The sequence below is a fragment of the Microtetraspora sp. AC03309 genome (genome assembly GCF_020826795.1).
In the GTDB taxonomy this organism is placed as follows: domain Bacteria; phylum Actinomycetota; class Actinomycetes; order Streptosporangiales; family Streptosporangiaceae; genus Microtetraspora; species Microtetraspora glauca.
This window is the reverse complement of record NZ_JADDIL010000035.1, coordinates 11,534-25,316: the sequence shown is the minus strand read 5'-3', so window position 1 is coordinate 25,316 and position 13,783 is coordinate 11,534. Positions and strand designations below refer to the sequence as shown.

Annotated in this window: 15 protein-coding genes; 7 read left to right on the top strand and 8 right to left on the bottom strand. The window is 69.6% G+C overall.

The window, feature by feature from the left end; all coding sequences use genetic code 11:
- Window positions 1-93 precede the first annotated feature (93 nt).
- Window positions 94-258, bottom strand: coding sequence for a hypothetical protein (locus IMZ11_RS21445; protein ID WP_228644145.1), 165 nt, complete (start codon window positions 256-258; stop codon window positions 94-96).
- Between the two features lie 269 nt (window positions 259-527).
- On the opposite strand from IMZ11_RS21445, the gene deoC reads away from it, so the two are divergent.
- The 3 genes from deoC (at window position 528) to IMZ11_RS21430 (ending at window position 3,984) form a co-directional block, all read left to right on the top strand.
- Window positions 528-1,502, top strand: coding sequence for a deoxyribose-phosphate aldolase (deoC, locus tag IMZ11_RS21440; protein WP_228644144.1), 975 nt, complete (start codon window positions 528-530; stop codon window positions 1,500-1,502).
- Between the two features lie 8 nt (window positions 1,503-1,510).
- A complete protein-coding gene (locus IMZ11_RS21435) occupies window positions 1,511-2,938 on the top strand; it encodes an aldehyde dehydrogenase family protein (protein ID WP_228644143.1) in 1,428 nt (475 codons plus the stop codon).
- Window positions 2,939-3,117: 179 nt separating this feature from the next.
- Window positions 3,118-3,984 carry an aldehyde dehydrogenase family protein gene (locus IMZ11_RS21430; RefSeq protein WP_228644142.1) on the top strand — a complete coding sequence of 289 codons (867 nt, stop codon included), beginning with the start codon at window positions 3,118-3,120 and terminating at the stop codon, window positions 3,982-3,984.
- A 101-nt stretch (window positions 3,985-4,085) separates the two neighbouring features.
- On the opposite strand, the gene IMZ11_RS21425 is transcribed toward IMZ11_RS21430, so the two are convergent.
- Window positions 4,086-4,664 (bottom strand): hypothetical protein, encoded by a 579-nt coding sequence (locus tag IMZ11_RS21425; protein WP_228644141.1) that lies wholly within the window; start codon window positions 4,662-4,664, stop codon window positions 4,086-4,088.
- Between the two features lie 30 nt (window positions 4,665-4,694).
- Window positions 4,695-5,276 carry a TetR/AcrR family transcriptional regulator gene (locus IMZ11_RS45365; RefSeq protein WP_255706826.1) on the bottom strand — a complete coding sequence of 194 codons (582 nt, stop codon included), beginning with the start codon at window positions 5,274-5,276 and terminating at the stop codon, window positions 4,695-4,697.
- Between the two features lie 73 nt (window positions 5,277-5,349).
- On the opposite strand from IMZ11_RS45365, the gene IMZ11_RS21410 reads away from it, so the two are divergent.
- Both IMZ11_RS21410 and IMZ11_RS21405 read left to right on the top strand, forming a co-directional pair.
- Complete coding sequence (locus tag IMZ11_RS21410; RefSeq protein ID WP_228644140.1) at window positions 5,350-6,309, top strand: hypothetical protein; 960 nt, start codon at window positions 5,350-5,352, stop codon at window positions 6,307-6,309.
- A 111-nt stretch (window positions 6,310-6,420) separates the two neighbouring features.
- Window positions 6,421-7,407: a YbhN family protein gene (locus IMZ11_RS21405; protein ID WP_228644139.1), complete on the top strand. Its 987-nt coding sequence runs from the start codon at window positions 6,421-6,423 to the stop codon at window positions 7,405-7,407.
- Window positions 7,408-7,570: 163 nt separating this feature from the next.
- On the opposite strand, the gene IMZ11_RS21400 is transcribed toward IMZ11_RS21405, so the two are convergent.
- A complete protein-coding gene (locus IMZ11_RS21400) occupies window positions 7,571-7,744 on the bottom strand; it encodes a CsbD family protein (protein ID WP_228644138.1) in 174 nt (57 codons plus the stop codon).
- A gap of 165 nt (window positions 7,745-7,909) precedes the next feature.
- Between IMZ11_RS21400 and IMZ11_RS21395 the strand changes: the two genes are divergently transcribed.
- A complete protein-coding gene (locus IMZ11_RS21395) occupies window positions 7,910-8,098 on the top strand; it encodes a PspC domain-containing protein (RefSeq protein WP_228644137.1) in 189 nt (62 codons plus the stop codon).
- A gap of 164 nt (window positions 8,099-8,262) precedes the next feature.
- Window positions 8,263-8,907 (top strand): lipoyl(octanoyl) transferase LipB, encoded by a 645-nt coding sequence (lipB, locus tag IMZ11_RS21390; RefSeq protein WP_228644136.1) that lies wholly within the window; start codon window positions 8,263-8,265, stop codon window positions 8,905-8,907.
- Window positions 8,908-8,998: 91 nt separating this feature from the next.
- Here the strand turns inward: lipB and IMZ11_RS21385 are convergent, their stop codons facing one another.
- The 4 genes from IMZ11_RS21385 to gdhA form a co-directional block, all read right to left on the bottom strand.
- Complete coding sequence (locus IMZ11_RS21385) at window positions 8,999-9,397, bottom strand: hypothetical protein (RefSeq protein WP_228644135.1); 399 nt, start codon at window positions 9,395-9,397, stop codon at window positions 8,999-9,001.
- A gap of 245 nt (window positions 9,398-9,642) precedes the next feature.
- Window positions 9,643-11,673 (bottom strand): multicopper oxidase family protein, encoded by a 2,031-nt coding sequence (locus tag IMZ11_RS21380; RefSeq protein ID WP_228644134.1) that lies wholly within the window; start codon window positions 11,671-11,673, stop codon window positions 9,643-9,645.
- Entirely contained in the window at window positions 11,670-12,113 is a 444-nt protein-coding gene (locus IMZ11_RS21375) for a DUF6220 domain-containing protein (protein WP_228644133.1), read from the bottom strand. Before IMZ11_RS21375 ends, IMZ11_RS21380 begins: the two co-directional genes overlap by 4 nt.
- 141 nt (window positions 12,114-12,254) lie before the next feature.
- Window positions 12,255-13,601 (bottom strand): NADP-specific glutamate dehydrogenase, encoded by a 1,347-nt coding sequence (gdhA, locus tag IMZ11_RS21370; protein ID WP_228644132.1) that lies wholly within the window; start codon window positions 13,599-13,601, stop codon window positions 12,255-12,257.
- Between the last annotated feature and the right edge of the window lie 182 nt (window positions 13,602-13,783).

The window sequence follows — 13,783 nt, the reverse complement described above, 5'->3', positions numbered from 1 at the left end:
GTGGACAGGGGTTCTCCCAGCGCGTGGACAGGGGTCACGGAGGCTGAAAGGCCCGGCCGGGAGGGAGGCTCCGGCCGGGCCTTCGAAGCGGGCTCATGCGGTGCGGGACTTGCCGAAGGACGCACGCGTCCGATGGCCGTCTCGCCTCCGCTCCTTGAGCGCCATGATGGCGGCGCGTACGGTGCGGTGGTGGGCCGCCTCCTCCCGGAGCTCCGCCGCGCGGCTGATGATCAGCTGGTAGTGCAGTTCGGGACCCATCCCGGTTTCCTCTCTCAACGCCTTGCGTTTCCCTTACACACTCAAGGTTCGGGCTAAGGCCCCCTCCACCACATCAGGCGGATGCCCTATCTGTGCTTCGTGCCTGTGTCCTAGGACCGCCTAAGACCCCTTAGGCCGTCCCCGCCGCGGAAGTGAAGATCCATAAGACGCTCCGGGGGCGGTGAACGGCGACATGTGACAAACAACCTGGAAGGGGCTCGGCTCCGGTCGGTTTGGAAACCGTGAGACAGGTCGGCGATGCTGGGGAGGTGTCAACTACGACTGCTCCGTTCGCGGAGGTCGCCTCTTCCAACGCGACGCTGCGCGCGTTCCTGCACGGGCTTCCCGGTGTCGACCGGGTCGGTGCGGACGCGCGGGCCGCGATGCTGGGGACGCGTTCGATCAAAACGACGGCCAAGGCCCAGGCGATCGACCTGGCCATCTCGATGGTGGACCTGACCACGCTGGAGGGCGCCGACACCCCGGGCAAGGTCCGGGCGATGTGCGCCAAGGCGGTCCATCCCGATCCCACCGACCCCTCCGTTCCCCGTGTCGCCGCCGTGTGCGTCTATCCCGACCTCGTGGCGACCGCCGTGCGCGCGCTGGACGGTTCGGGGGTGAAGGTAGCCTCCGTGGCGACGGCGTTCCCGAGCGGGCGGTCGTCCCTCGACGTGAAGGTCACCGACACCGCGCTCGCCGTGGCCGCGGGAGCCGCCGAGATCGACATGGTGATCGACCGGGGCGCGTTCCTGTCCGGCGACTACCTGAAGGTGTTCGAGGAGATCACGGCGGTCAAGGCCGCCTGCGGTGGTGCCGGCGGCGCGCAGGGGGAGCAGGGCGCGCACCTCAAGGTGATCCTGGAGACCGGCGAGCTGGCCACGTACGACAACGTGCGGCGTGCCTCGTGGCTGGCGATGCTGGCCGGGGCCGACTTCATCAAGACCTCCACCGGCAAGGTGCAGCCCGCGGCGACGCTGCCGGTGACACTGATCATGCTGGAGGCGGTCAGGGACTTCCGGCTGCGCACCGGCCGCGTGATCGGGGTCAAGCCCGCGGGCGGCATCCGTACGACCAAGGACGCGATCAAGTACCTCGTGCTCGTCAACGAGACGGCGGGCGCCGACTGGCTGACCCCCGACCTGTTCCGGCTGGGCGCTTCGACGCTGCTGAACGACCTGCTCATGCAGCGGCAGAAGATGGCCACCGGCCGGTACGCCGGCCCCGACTACTTCACCCTGGACTGAGGCGGCACATGTTCGAGTACGCACCTGCGCCCGAATCGCGGGAGATCGTCGACATCAAGCCGTCGTACGGGCTGTTCATCGGCGGCGAATGGGTCGACTCCCAGGGCGAGGATCACCACAAGACCATCAACCCCGCGTCCGAGGAGGTCCTGGCGGAGGTCGCCTGGGCGACCGAGGCGGACGTCGACCGGGCCGTCCAGGCCGCGCGCACCGCGTTCACCACCTGGTCCGCGCTGCCCGGCTCGGAACGGGCCAAGTACATCTTCCGGATCGCCAGGATCATCCAGGAACGCGCGCGTGAACTGGCCGTCCTGGAGACCCTGGACAACGGCAAGCCGATCCGCGAGTCGCGGGACGTGGACCTGCCGTTGGTGGCCGCGCACTTCTTCTACTACGCCGGTTGGGCGGACAAGCTGGGATATGCCGGGTTCGGTAGCGACCCTCGGCCGCTGGGCGTGGCCGGACAGGTCATCCCGTGGAACTTCCCGCTGCTCATGCTCGCCTGGAAGATCGCTCCCGCGCTGGCGTGCGGCAACACGGTGGTGCTCAAGCCCGCCGAGACGACCCCGCTGACCGCGCTGGCGTTCGCCGAGATCTGCCGCCAGGCCAACCTCCCGCCGGGCGTGGTCAACATCGTGACCGGCGCGGGCGAGACCGGGGCCGCCCTGGTGAACCACCCCGGCGTCGACAAGGTGGCCTTCACCGGCTCCACCGAGGTCGGGCGGATGATCGCCAGGTCGGTGGCCGGCACCCGCAAGAAGCTCACCCTGGAGCTGGGCGGCAAGGCCGCGAACATCGTGTTCGAGGACGCCGCACTGGACCAGGCCGTCGAGGGCATCGTCAACGGCATCTTCTTCAACCAGGGCCACGTGTGCTGCGCGGGCTCGCGGCTGCTGGTGCAGGAGTCCGTCGCCGACGAGGTGCTGGACGCCCTCAAGCGGCGGCTGTCCACCCTGCGGCTCGGCGACCCGATGGACAAGAACACCGACATCGGCGCGATCAACTCCGCCGCCCAGCTCGCCAAGATCCGCGAGCTGTCCGAGGCCGGGGTGACCGAGGGGGCCGAGCGGTGGTCCCCACCGTGCCCGATCCCCGACAGGGGGTTCTGGTTCCCGCCGACGGTCTTCACCGGCGTGGCGCAGTCGCACCGGATCGCCCGTGAGGAGATCTTCGGGCCGGTCCTGTCCGTGCTGACGTTCCGTACGCCGGCCGAGGCGGTCGAGAAGGCCAACAACACGCCGTACGGCCTGTCGGCCGGCATCTGGACGGAGAAGGGCTCCCGCATCCTGTGGATGGCGGACCGGCTGCGCGCCGGTGTCGTGTGGGCCAACACCTTCAACCGGTTCGACCCCACCTCGCCGTTCGGAGGGTTCAAGGAGTCCGGCTACGGCCGGGAAGGCGGACGACACGGACTGGAGGCGTACCTTGCAGTGTGAACATCGCCGGCGCCGCCGTCTGATCCGGCGCGCCGTCGCGGGGGCCGGTACCGGATACGCCCGCGGCCGCCGCTCACGCCGCTTCGCCGTACGGCATGGCTGGTTCGCGCATCGCGGCGGAGTCTGCCGGTGCGGCCAGGTCTACCAGCCGGCCCGTCCACTCCAGATTGGAACCTTCGATGAGTGAGCGCCTGGCCGTGCGCAAGACGTACAAGCTGTTCATCGGCGGGGCGTTCCCGCGCTCGGAGAGCGGAAGGTCCTATGCCGTGACCTCCTCCAAGGGTGACTTCCTGGCGAACGCGTCGAAGGCGTCGCGCAAGGACGCGAGGGACGCCGTCGCCGCCGCCCGTAAGGCGTTCCCCGGCTGGTCGTCGGCCACGGCGTACAACCGGGGGCAGATCCTCTACCGCGTCGCCGAGATGCTGGAGGGGCGCCGGGCCCAGTTCGTCGCCGAGGTGGTCGACGCCGACGGCGTCACCGCGAAGAAGGCGGGGGAGCTGGTGGACGCCGCCGTCGACCGGCTCGTCTGGTACGCGGGCTGGTCGGACAAGATCGGTGCGATCCGGGGCTCCGCCAACCCGGTGGCCGGGCCGTACTTCAACCTGTCCACGGTCGAGCCGACGGGCGTCGTCGCGGTGGTCGCGCCGCCGATGGGGCCGCTGCTCGGCCTGGTCAGCGTGATCGCGCCGCTGATCGTCACGGGGAACACCTGTGTCGTGGTCGCCTCGGAGCGGGCCCCGCTGCCGTCGATCACGCTCGCGGAGGTGCTGGCCACGTCGGATCTGCCGGGCGGCGTGGTGAACATCCTGACGGGTTCGGCCGGGGAGATCGCCCCCTGGCTGGCCGGTCATATGGACGTCAACGGCATCGACCTCACCGGTGCGGACACCGACCTCGCGGTGCGCTGCGAGGAACTCGCCGCCGAGAACCTCAAGCGGGTCCTGCGGCCGGCGCAGGACAGGATCGACTGGCTGGCCGACCCGGGTACGGACCGCATGACGGCCTTCCTCGAAACGAAGACCGTCTGGCACCCCATCGGGGTCTGACCCGGCAGGAACGCCGCGCGAAGGCGGCCGCCTCAGGGCGGCCGCCTTCTTCCTTCAGGGCGGCGGTTTGTGGCGGCTTGAGTGGGGATGCCCAGGCCGGGTCAGCGTGACTGGAGCGCGTCCAGCGCGACGGCCATGGCGATGATCAGGCGCCGGTCCAGGCGCGGATCGCCGATGGTCACGGCGTACTGGTCCCGGAGGCCCCATATGCGCTCGACCGAGAACGCGATCGACGCTCCCACGCTGAAATCGAAGTGGTACGGCAGCCACGACAGCGAGTCACTGAAACGGCGCACGACAGCGACGGCCGCGTTGCGCTCGCTGCCGGTGTAGGTGGGCAGGCCCGGCTGACGGAGATGCCAGGTCGAGCGCAGCAGCGACTTGCCGAAGTCCTTGCGGAACAGCCCGATCGGCCTGCCGTCGTGGTCGGTCACGTCGTACTCGCCGGCGAGGTCGAGCACGTTGCGTGCCTTGAAGCCGCCGAGCACCTGTTGCCGGGAATCGTCCGTGTACAGCGTGACCTGTTCCTTGAAGGCCATCCGTTTCTGCTCGGCGAAGGCGACGACCTCGCCGGGTGACCCATCGGCGTGGACCACGTGGACGACGTAGCGGTTCACCATCATGGTGATCTTCTGGCGCACGATCAGTCGCGTCTGCTGCTGCAGGCCCGAAATGTCCATGTCACGCTCCATGGGGTCGGGTTAATCACCCTATATTGGGAGATCACCCGTGAGGTAGCGTTGGACGGCAGGTGCCACGCAAGAGATCAGTTCCTCCGGGGACAACGACACCAGCGGGTCGATCCGCGCCACATAGCGGGCGAAGGCGACACCCATCAGGTGTGACCCGGCGAGGATGGCACGCGTCTCCGGTGAACTCACGTCCAGTCGCTGGACGAACGGCCGGACCACCTCGGAGCGTACGAACTCCTTGAACAGGTCCGCGGCCGCGGGTGACGCCGCGACCGAACTCATCACGGCGTGGAGTCGCGCGCCCGTCTCCGGGTCCTCCCACAACGCTATGTAACGGGCGACGACGCGCCGGCCGAGACCCTCGACGTCGCCGTCCGCGGCGTCGGACAGGCTGCGCAGCGGGATGCCGCTGCGGATGGCGGCCTCGAACAGGCCGTCCTTGGACCCGAAGAAATGCATGACCAGCGCCGGATCGACGCCCGCCGCACGGGCGACGGCCCTGATCGTGGTCCCGGCGTACCCGCTCTCGGTGAACGCTCGCAGCCCCGCGTCGAGGATCGCCTCGCGCGTCTGTGGCGATCCGGGCCGTCGTCCGCTCATGAGGGCTATTCAACCACGTTGAATTCATCTATGTTCAACTCAACGTTGTTGAACTCATCGTTTGGAGAATTCCATGCGCAAGCTGATCGCGGCGGTCGTCCTCGTGACGGCCCTCGGCATGGTCTTCGCGCTGTCCTTCCTGGGAGCGCTGCATCAACCGCGCCCGCACGACGTCCCCGTGGCGGTCGTCGGCCCGGCCCAGGCCACCACGCGGATCGACGCCGCGCTCGCCGCCAGGGCGCCGGGCGCCTTCGCCCTCACCGCGTACGCCGACGAGGGGACCGCGCGTGCCGCGCTCGCCGATCGGGAGGTGGACGCCGTCCTCGTGCCCGGGGCGGGGAAGCTCCTGGTCGCCGGCGCGGCCGGCCGTACCGGCGCGACCGTGCTCACCCAGGCGTTCCAGGGCGCCGCCGAGGCGCAGGGGACGCGGCTCGCGGTGGAGGACGTGATCCCGCTGCCGCCCGGTGACGCGGGAGGCGTCTCCGGGATGTTCTACGTGCTCTCCCTCGTCATCCCGGGCATCGCCGTCGCGGTGCTGATCTCCCGGATCGCGCCCGGACTCGGCGGCGCGGCGCGTGCCGGAGTCCTCGCCGTCGCCGCTCTCGCGGCGGGTACGGCGAACGCCTGGCTGGCGGACGTGGTGCTCGGCGCCATCCCCGGCAGGTTCGCCGGGCTGGTGGCGGTCTCGGCGTGCGTCACGCTGACCATCGCTCTCGTGTCGGCGGGTCTGGCCCGGTTCGGGGGGATGGCCGCGGTCGGCCTCGCCGCTCTCCTGTTCATCCCGATCGGACTGCCCGCGAGCGGCGGCCCGGTGGGCGCCCGGTTCATCCCCGAGTGGTACGCGGCGGTCGGGCAGGTCCTCCCGGTCGGCCAGGCGGCCGAGGCGCTCAGGAACGTCGTCTACTTCGACGGGGCCGCACTGGGCGCGCCGGCCGCGGTGCTCGGTGGCTGGGCGCTGCTCGGTGTGCTGCTCCTGGCCGTCCCCCGCCGGAGGGTGACGGCGCTCACTGTGGAACCCTTGGCCGTGGCGTGAGATTGGGTGGGTGGAATGCCGCGGTGGCGAGCGTGGACCGGCGGGAACCGGACCGGTACGAAATGGGCCGGTAGGAAATGGGCCGGCGGGAAATGGCTTGTCGTTCCGGGCGTGACGGCGCTGGCCCTGTTCGTCCTCAAGGACCGGCTGCCGAACGTGGACGAGGTCTGGGACTCGCTCAGCGGAGTGAGTCTCGGCTGGCTCGCGGTGGCCGTGCTCGCCGAGGCGATGTCGATGGGCGTCTTCGCCAGGCTCTTCAGCCGCCTGCTCGCGCTGGGCGGGGCCCGGCTGACGTACCCCCGCGCCGTGGCCGTCACGTACGCGCGCAACGCCGTGTCCAACTCGCTGCCCGCCGGGCCCGTCCTGTCCATCGCGTACACGACGAGGGAGTTCGTCCGCCTGGGTGCGGCGAAGCCGCTCATCGCGGCGACGCTGGTGCTGGCGGGGACGTACTCGACGGCCACCTTCGCCGGGCTGAGCCTCTTCGCGCTGTTCGGCGAACCGTCCACGAGGACGCCGACCGCGATCACCCTCGGGGCGCTGCTGTTCGCGGTGGTGGTCCTGCTGCGGCTGCGCCCGCGCTGGTTCGCCGGATGGCTGTACCGGCGGAGCCCGAAGGTCATGGGGCAACTCCGTGCCGCTCGTGACGCGCTCCGGCTCGCCGGTCGCGACCGCCTGGTCATCGCCGGCCTCGCGCTCGCCAACTGGCTTCTCGACGTGGCCTGCCTCGCGGCCGTCTGCGCCGCCGCGGGCGTACGGGTCGGCCCGCACACGATGCTGCTCGGGTACGTCGCCGCCAAGATGGCCGCGACGCTCGCCCTGATTCCCGGCGGGCTGGGCATCGCGGAACTCGGCATGGCCGCCACATTCGTCGCGGCCGGTGTCACGGGCGGAGCCGCGGCCGCCGTGGTCGCCCTCTACCGGCTCATCTCGTACTGGGCGATCGTCGTCGCCGGCTGGATCGCCTGGCTGATGCTCCGGGACGGCGTACGCGCACGCCTCGCGGTCGCCGGGCGATGGTTGTGGGAGGGGTTCCTGTGGTCGGTGCGGAACGCGCCCTGCGCCGTCACGTACGGCGTCCGCGGCGACGACCTCTGAGTCCCTGGTGAGTCCCCGGATGCCACGACCGTGAGCCCCGGATGCTTCGAGCATCCCCGGACGGGCCTTCGTGCACCTTCCACGGGCCTTCCAGGGCCTCCATAGGTGGTGGGGGGACGGACGGCGAGGCCGTTGCTCCCGCCGCCCGCCGGTCCGCGCAGCGTCAGTCCTTGAAGGCGTCCTTCACCTTTTCGCCGGCCTGCTTGATATTGCCCTTGACCTTGTCGGCCTTGCCTTCGGCTTGCTTGCGCTCGTCGTCGGTCATCTCGCCGACGCGCTCTTTGGCCTTGCCCTTGAGTTCCTGAGCCTTGTTGGAAATCTTGTCACCCTTACCCATGTCAGACTTCCTTCCGATATGCGGCGATTGTCCGCCAACGGGAAGACTGTCCGATGTAGAGGAAAGCAAACCCCCTGTCCAACTCAGGGTTTTGTCAGGGTCGGCGGCGGAACCTGATCTTGGTGAAGGTCCGTTGGGCTGAGTGAAAGAAGGGGGTTTACACACATGTACCGATCCAGAGACCACAAGATGATCGCCGGTGTCTGCGGCGGAATCGCGGAGCGCTACGGCATGTCGCCCAACGTCGTCCGGCTGCTCTTCCTGCTGTCCTGCCTGCTCCCCGGCCCGCAGTTCGTCATCTACCTGATCATGTGGGTCTTCGTCCCCAAGGCGCCTGCGCGCCTGCACTACTGAGGCGCCCGTAGCGGCACGCGGGCGGCGACGGGGTGACGAACGACACCGCCGCCTGCTCGGCCACCTGACGGTGATCACGGCGCGCGGGCCTGGGCATGTCTCGTGTCCAGGCTGCGTGCACCCGTTTTGGGGGTGCGTTCTATGCTCGCGAATGGAGGTGCCCGATGCGTGAACGACCGTTGACGTTGGTTCAGGATGATCTGGTCGACTATGAGAAGGCCATGGAGCGAATGGCCGCCCTGGTCGAGGAGCGGCAGGAGGACGGCCGGCCGGACACGCTCTGGCTGCTCAGCCACCCCGCCGTGTTCACGATCGGCAAGCGCACGCCCGAGGAGCACCTGCCCGACCCCTCGCACGGCATTCCCGTCATGCAGACCGGCCGGGGCGGGCAGCTGACCTACCACGGGCCGGGCCAGCTCGTCGGATACCTGATCGTCAAGCTGCGGGCCGACGAGGGGGTCGTCGACTACATCCGCGAGGTCGAGCTTCGGCTGGTCGAGGCGCTCGGAGAGCTGGGGATCCCGGCCGAACGCCGCGACACCCCGCCCGGATCGGAACTGCTCACCGGGGTCTGGACCAAGGGCACCGGACGTAAGATCATTTCGATCGGCATGCGGGCCAGCCGGGCCGTGACCAGCCACGGCTTCGCCCTCAACGTCGAAGGCGACCTGAGCCCGTGGGACCTCGCGATCCCCTGCGGCATGCCCGATGTCGACATGACCTCCGTGGCCCGCGAGCGCGGACACGCGTCGATGGACGAGACCCGGCAGGCGGTCGCCACGGCGTTCGAGGCCACGCCCGGCGCGTAGCGGTACCGATGGACACGTCGTCCGGCCTAGTGAGAATCAAGTGATTGCCGGGATAGTCCTCGTGTGAAGTCCCGCGATGGCTTTCACATGACTACGCGGGCCAGTCCGAATTCTGGATGATCTCCACGAAATCGATACGCCGGAATCCGGGAACGAAGTGTTCCAGCACGTCGGCGTTGACCGTGCCGAATGTGGTGTCAGGGCGGTGCCGGAACCCGTCGGCGAACGCGGCGAGGATCTGGCGCTTGAAGTCGGGCCTCGGGTGGGCGGCCGTGACGGCGGCGATGTCGTCGGGGGACAGCTCCCCGTAGCCGATCCCGAGGACGTCGGTCTCGACTCCGGCGGTGACCAGCGCGACCTCCGGGTCCAGCCGGTACGGCACCTCGGGGGTGGTGTGGAGCGCGATTCCCTCCCAGACCTTCCGGATGTCGGTCTCGGGCAGCCCGACCGGCCGCGAGGGGCGCCCCGCTGTATGGGACGTATCTGCCACAGAAACGGACAGTTCTCGGCAGTGGGTACGCCGGCAGCCGCTCCTCAGGTGGTCGGCGCATCCGAACCGTCCAGTGCATGAACGTCCAGTACATGAACGCCCAGTGCGCGAATAGTCAGTGCGCGGATGCCCGGTCCCCGCGAACGTTTCGCGGAGCCGCCGGAACCCGCAGGTGAAGCAGGCCCCCGGGACGAGCCGGGTGAAGCAGACCCCCGGGATGGAGCAGCACCCCCAGGGGTGGGGCGTCAGCCGCCGTGCGCTCCGTGGAACGGGGTGGTGACGCCCTCGTAGGAGAGGTGCAGGGCCATGCCCATGTCGGCGTGGCTCAGGTTGTGGCAGTGGTTCATCCACAGCCCCGGGTTCGTGGCGCGGAAGGCCACCTCCCAGACCTCTCCGGGGCGTACGTCGAAGGTGTCGAGCAGCAAGGGCGCCCCGGTCGGTGCGCGGCCGTCGCGGCTGAGGACGAGCACGCGGTGCCCGTGCAGGTGCCAGGGGTGGGTCTCGCGTCCCCGGTTCACGACGGTGATCCGGACGAGGTCGCCTTCCGTCACGATCTGCGTGGGGACGTTCGGGAACGCCTGCCCGTTGACCGTGTGCGCGTACATCGGCCGCCCGTCGACCATGGCGAGTCCCTGGTCGAGGACGAGCGTGAACCTCCGCTTCACCTGCTCGTTCGCGTCGAACGGCGGGGCGGCGGGTTCTCCGTACGCGAGCGGGTCGAGTTCGGGCCAGCTCGCGGTGTTCTCGACCGGACCGGCGGTGGGGCTCGCCGCGGTCGCGCTGCCCGTGCTCCCGGCGGTTCCGGTGGTTCCGGCGGCGTCGGTCGTCCCGGTGGTGGTCCGGACATTCTCGATCGTTTCGACGCTCCCCGTCGTCCCGGCGGGGTCAAGGGCGCCGGTGGTCGCGGCGGGCACCAGCTTCAGACCCTCCGTACGGTCGTCCACGAGCAGGCGCACGCCGGTGGCGGGCATCGTGAAGGCGAGGTCGTACCGGCCGCCCGCGGGCAGGCGCAGTCCCACCTTGCTCACCTCGCCCGGTTCGTTGAGGTCGTTGCCGTCGATCGCGACCAGCCGGTACGGCGTACCGCTCAGCGTGAACCGGTGCGGGGTGTTGTCGGTGTTGACCAGGCGCAGGCGGGTCGGCATGCCGGGGTACGCCCGCTGCTGGATGGGCTGGTCGTGGTTGCCGAGCACGGTCGTGCCGGAGAACGTGTGCACGGGGAGGGTGAGGTCCAGGCCCTCGGCCCTGTTACGCGAGTGCACCACGAGGGTGCCGTACAACCCCATCCGCACGCCGAGGTCGGACACCTCGTGCGTGTGGTACCAGAAGGTCCCCACCTGGTTCGCGAGGAAGCGGTACACGAACTCCTCGCCCGGAAGGACCGCGTCCTGGGTCAGGCCGGGGACCCCGTCCTCGCCCGAGGGGACGTCGTAGCCGTGCCAGTGGAGCGTCACGCCCGACTCGATGTCGGCGTTGCGCAGCCGTACCTCGATCAGGTCGCCCTCGGTCGCGGTGATCGCGGGTCCGGGCACCTGGCCGTTGAACGTCCACGCGGCGACCTGCTTCCCGGAGGACAGCGCGATGGTCGAGGTGCGGGCGGTCAGCATGAAGCGGCGCACCCTGCCGCCCTCGGCCGGGGCGTTCGGCCCGCGCAGCGCGGTCACCGCCTGTCCCTGGTGCTCGTGCCGCTCTCCGGAGACGCCGCCGCCGAGGTCGGTCGCCTCGACCGGGGCGAACGCGAGCCCGGTGCCGAGCAGGGCCACCGCGAGGATCGCGGAGGCGCCGGGCCGGAGCCCGCGTACCGGAGGGCAGACGACCCGCCAGCTCACCAGAAGGGCGACCCCGAAGAGCGCCACCGTGAGCAGGCCCGTGCTCCAGGTCGCGGGGTAGCCGAGCAGGAGCGTGTGCACCAGCCCCGCCGCCGCGGCGAAGCCCGCGCCCAGCAGGGGCATCACCACGATGGGCCGGGCCGCCATGACGCCACGGCCGCGGGCCGCCTCGACGAGACGCGGCCCGGCGAGCACGGCCGCCACCAGTACGGTGAGGCCGAGGAGGGGCACCGCGACGATGACCTTCTCCTGGACGAACCACCATCCGGCGCGGGCGAGCGCGATGACGCAGGCGACCCGGGCCAGCGTCACGAGCACGGCCACGGGGAACAGGGCCAGCGCCACTTTCGGACGCCGGAAGGCGGCGGCCGCCCCGGTCCCCAACCACGCGAGCGTGGTCAGGGCCGAGGCGAGCAGGTCGAGCGCGAGCAGCCCCGAGGTGGTCATGACACCGGCGCCGTCACGTTCTTCGGCGTCGTCTCGCCGGCGAAGGCGAACTTCCGGGCTCCGGCGAGCACCTGTCCGGAGACGGCCATGATGGCCAGGCCGTTGACGGCGTGCAGGCCCAGGATGGCCAGTGACGCCGTCGTGGAGTTGCCGGTGGCGTCGTCCAGCGCCCGGCCCAGGATGATGATCAGCATCTGGACGATGACCAGGCCGAACGGCGCGATGCTCAGCCCGATCAGCCGGCCCGGCGCCTTGACGATCGTGGCCACCACGGTGATCAGCAGGGACAGGACGGGGATGACCATCATTCCGGTGGTGCCGTGCAGCGCGAACGAGTCGTCCGACTGCGGTTTGTCGAAGGCGCCGACGCCCGCGAAATAGAACTGCGCGAGTATGGCGAGCATTTGCAGGCCGGCCAGCGCGACGAAGACCCTGCGCACGGTGCGCTCCCTTCAGATACGTGGTTTAGGGAGGATCTTGTCCCATCACGCCCGCCGAGTCGTCGTCCGGCCAGAGACACGTCACATACGACCAGGGGAGTACGCGAGGGGGTACGGCACCTTCCCCGGGAGGCGTCCGGCTCAGATCAGCCCGAGCGCGAGCATCGCGTCGGCGACCCGCTTGAAGCCGTCGATGTTGGCGCCCGCCACGTAGTTCCCCGCCATGCCGTACTCGTCCGCCGTCTTCAGGCAGCGGTCGTGGATGTCGGACATGATCTCGCGCAGGCGGCGCTCGGAGAACTCGAAGGTCCAGGAGTCGCGGCTGGCGTTCTGCTGCATCTCCAGCGCGCTGGTGGCCACGCCGCCCGCGTTGGCGGCCTTGCCCGGCCCGAAGGCCACGCCCGCGTCCTGGAACACCCGGATGGCCTCGGGCATCGTCGGCATGTTGGCGCCCTCGCCCACCGCGACGCAGCCGCCGCGTACCAGCCGCTCGGCGTCCTTGCCGGTGATCTCGTTCTGTGTGGCGGACGGCATCGCCACCTCGCAGGGCACCTCCCACACGCTGTGGCCGGGCACGAACACCGCGCCCTCGCCGGCGCGCTTGGCGGCGTACGCGCTGAGCCGCTGGCGTTCGACCTCCTTGACCTGCTTGAGCAGGTCGAGGTCGATGCCCTTCTCGTCCACGACGTATCCGGAGGAGTCGGAGCAGGCGACCACGACGCCGCCGAGCTGGCGCACCTTCTCGATGGTGTAGATCGCGACGTTGCCGGACCCGGACACCACGACGCGCTTGCCGTCGAAGGACGTGCCGCGCGCCTTGAGCATCTCCTCGACGAAGAACGCGCAGCCGTACCCGGTGGCCTCGGTGCGGACCTGGGCGCCGCCGAAGCTCAGCCCCTTGCCGGTGATCACGCCGGACTCGTACCGGTTCGTGATGCGCTTGTACTGCCCGAAGAGGTAGCCGACCTCCCGGCCGCCGACGCCGATGTCACCGGCGGGGACGTCGGTGTACTCGCCGATGTGGCGGTAGAGCTCGGTCATGAAGCTCTGGCAGAAGCGCATGATCTCGCTCTGGGACCTGCCCTTGGGGTCGAAGTCCGAGCCGCCCTTGCCGCCGCCGATGGGCAGGCCGGTCAGGCTGTTCTTGAAGATCTGCTCGAACCCGAGGAACTTGATGATCCCCAGATAGACGGACGGGTGGAAGCGCAGCCCGCCCTTGTACGGCCCGAGCGCGCTGTTGAACTCGACCCGGAAGCCACGGTTGATCTGCACCTCGCCCTGGTCGTCCTCCCAGGGCACACGGAAGATGATCTGCCGCTCGGGCTCACATATCCGCTCAATGATCTTGGATTCGGCGTACTCGGGGTGCTTGCCGAGGACCGGGCCGATACTCTCCAAGACCTCGCGGACGGCCTGGTGAAACTCGATTTCACCGGGATTACGGCGCAGGACGTTGTCGTAGATCGTCGACAGCTTCTCGTGTAGCACCGGGTACCCCGTTCGTTCAGGTCTGGCAGTCCATGCCCAATCTTATGAGTCCCGGGTTGACACCTGTCATGCAGGATCGGCACGTCAGCGCCGGTTTCGGTCCATATTTCGGACTAAGGTGACGTACGTCGGCTTTAACCTGCGGATCCTGTTACCGTGGGTCGCTTACATTGTCTCTTTGA

Bases quoted from the DNA above. Each gene is read 5' to 3' on its own strand.
- lipB (WP_228644136.1), top strand. From the start codon at position 8,263: ATGCGTGAACGACCGTTGACGTTGGTTCAGGATGATCTGGTCGACTAT.
- IMZ11_RS21410 (WP_228644140.1), top strand. From the start codon at position 5,350: ATGCGCAAGCTGATCGCGGCGGTCGTCCTCGTGACGGCCCTCGGCATG.
- IMZ11_RS45365 (WP_255706826.1), bottom strand. From the start codon at position 5,276: ATGAGCGGACGACGGCCCGGATCGCCACAGACGCGCGAGGCGATCCTC.
- IMZ11_RS21445 (WP_228644145.1), bottom strand. From the start codon at position 258: ATGGGTCCCGAACTGCACTACCAGCTGATCATCAGCCGCGCGGCGGAG.
- IMZ11_RS21380 (WP_228644134.1), bottom strand. From the start codon at position 11,673: ATGACCACCTCGGGGCTGCTCGCGCTCGACCTGCTCGCCTCGGCCCTG.
- IMZ11_RS21430 (WP_228644142.1), top strand. From the start codon at position 3,118: ATGAGTGAGCGCCTGGCCGTGCGCAAGACGTACAAGCTGTTCATCGGC.
- IMZ11_RS21395 (WP_228644137.1), top strand. From the start codon at position 7,910: ATGTACCGATCCAGAGACCACAAGATGATCGCCGGTGTCTGCGGCGGA.
- IMZ11_RS21425 (WP_228644141.1), bottom strand. From the start codon at position 4,664: ATGGACATTTCGGGCCTGCAGCAGCAGACGCGACTGATCGTGCGCCAG.
- IMZ11_RS21400 (WP_228644138.1), bottom strand. From the start codon at position 7,744: ATGGGTAAGGGTGACAAGATTTCCAACAAGGCTCAGGAACTCAAGGGC.
- IMZ11_RS21435 (WP_228644143.1), top strand. From the start codon at position 1,511: ATGTTCGAGTACGCACCTGCGCCCGAATCGCGGGAGATCGTCGACATC.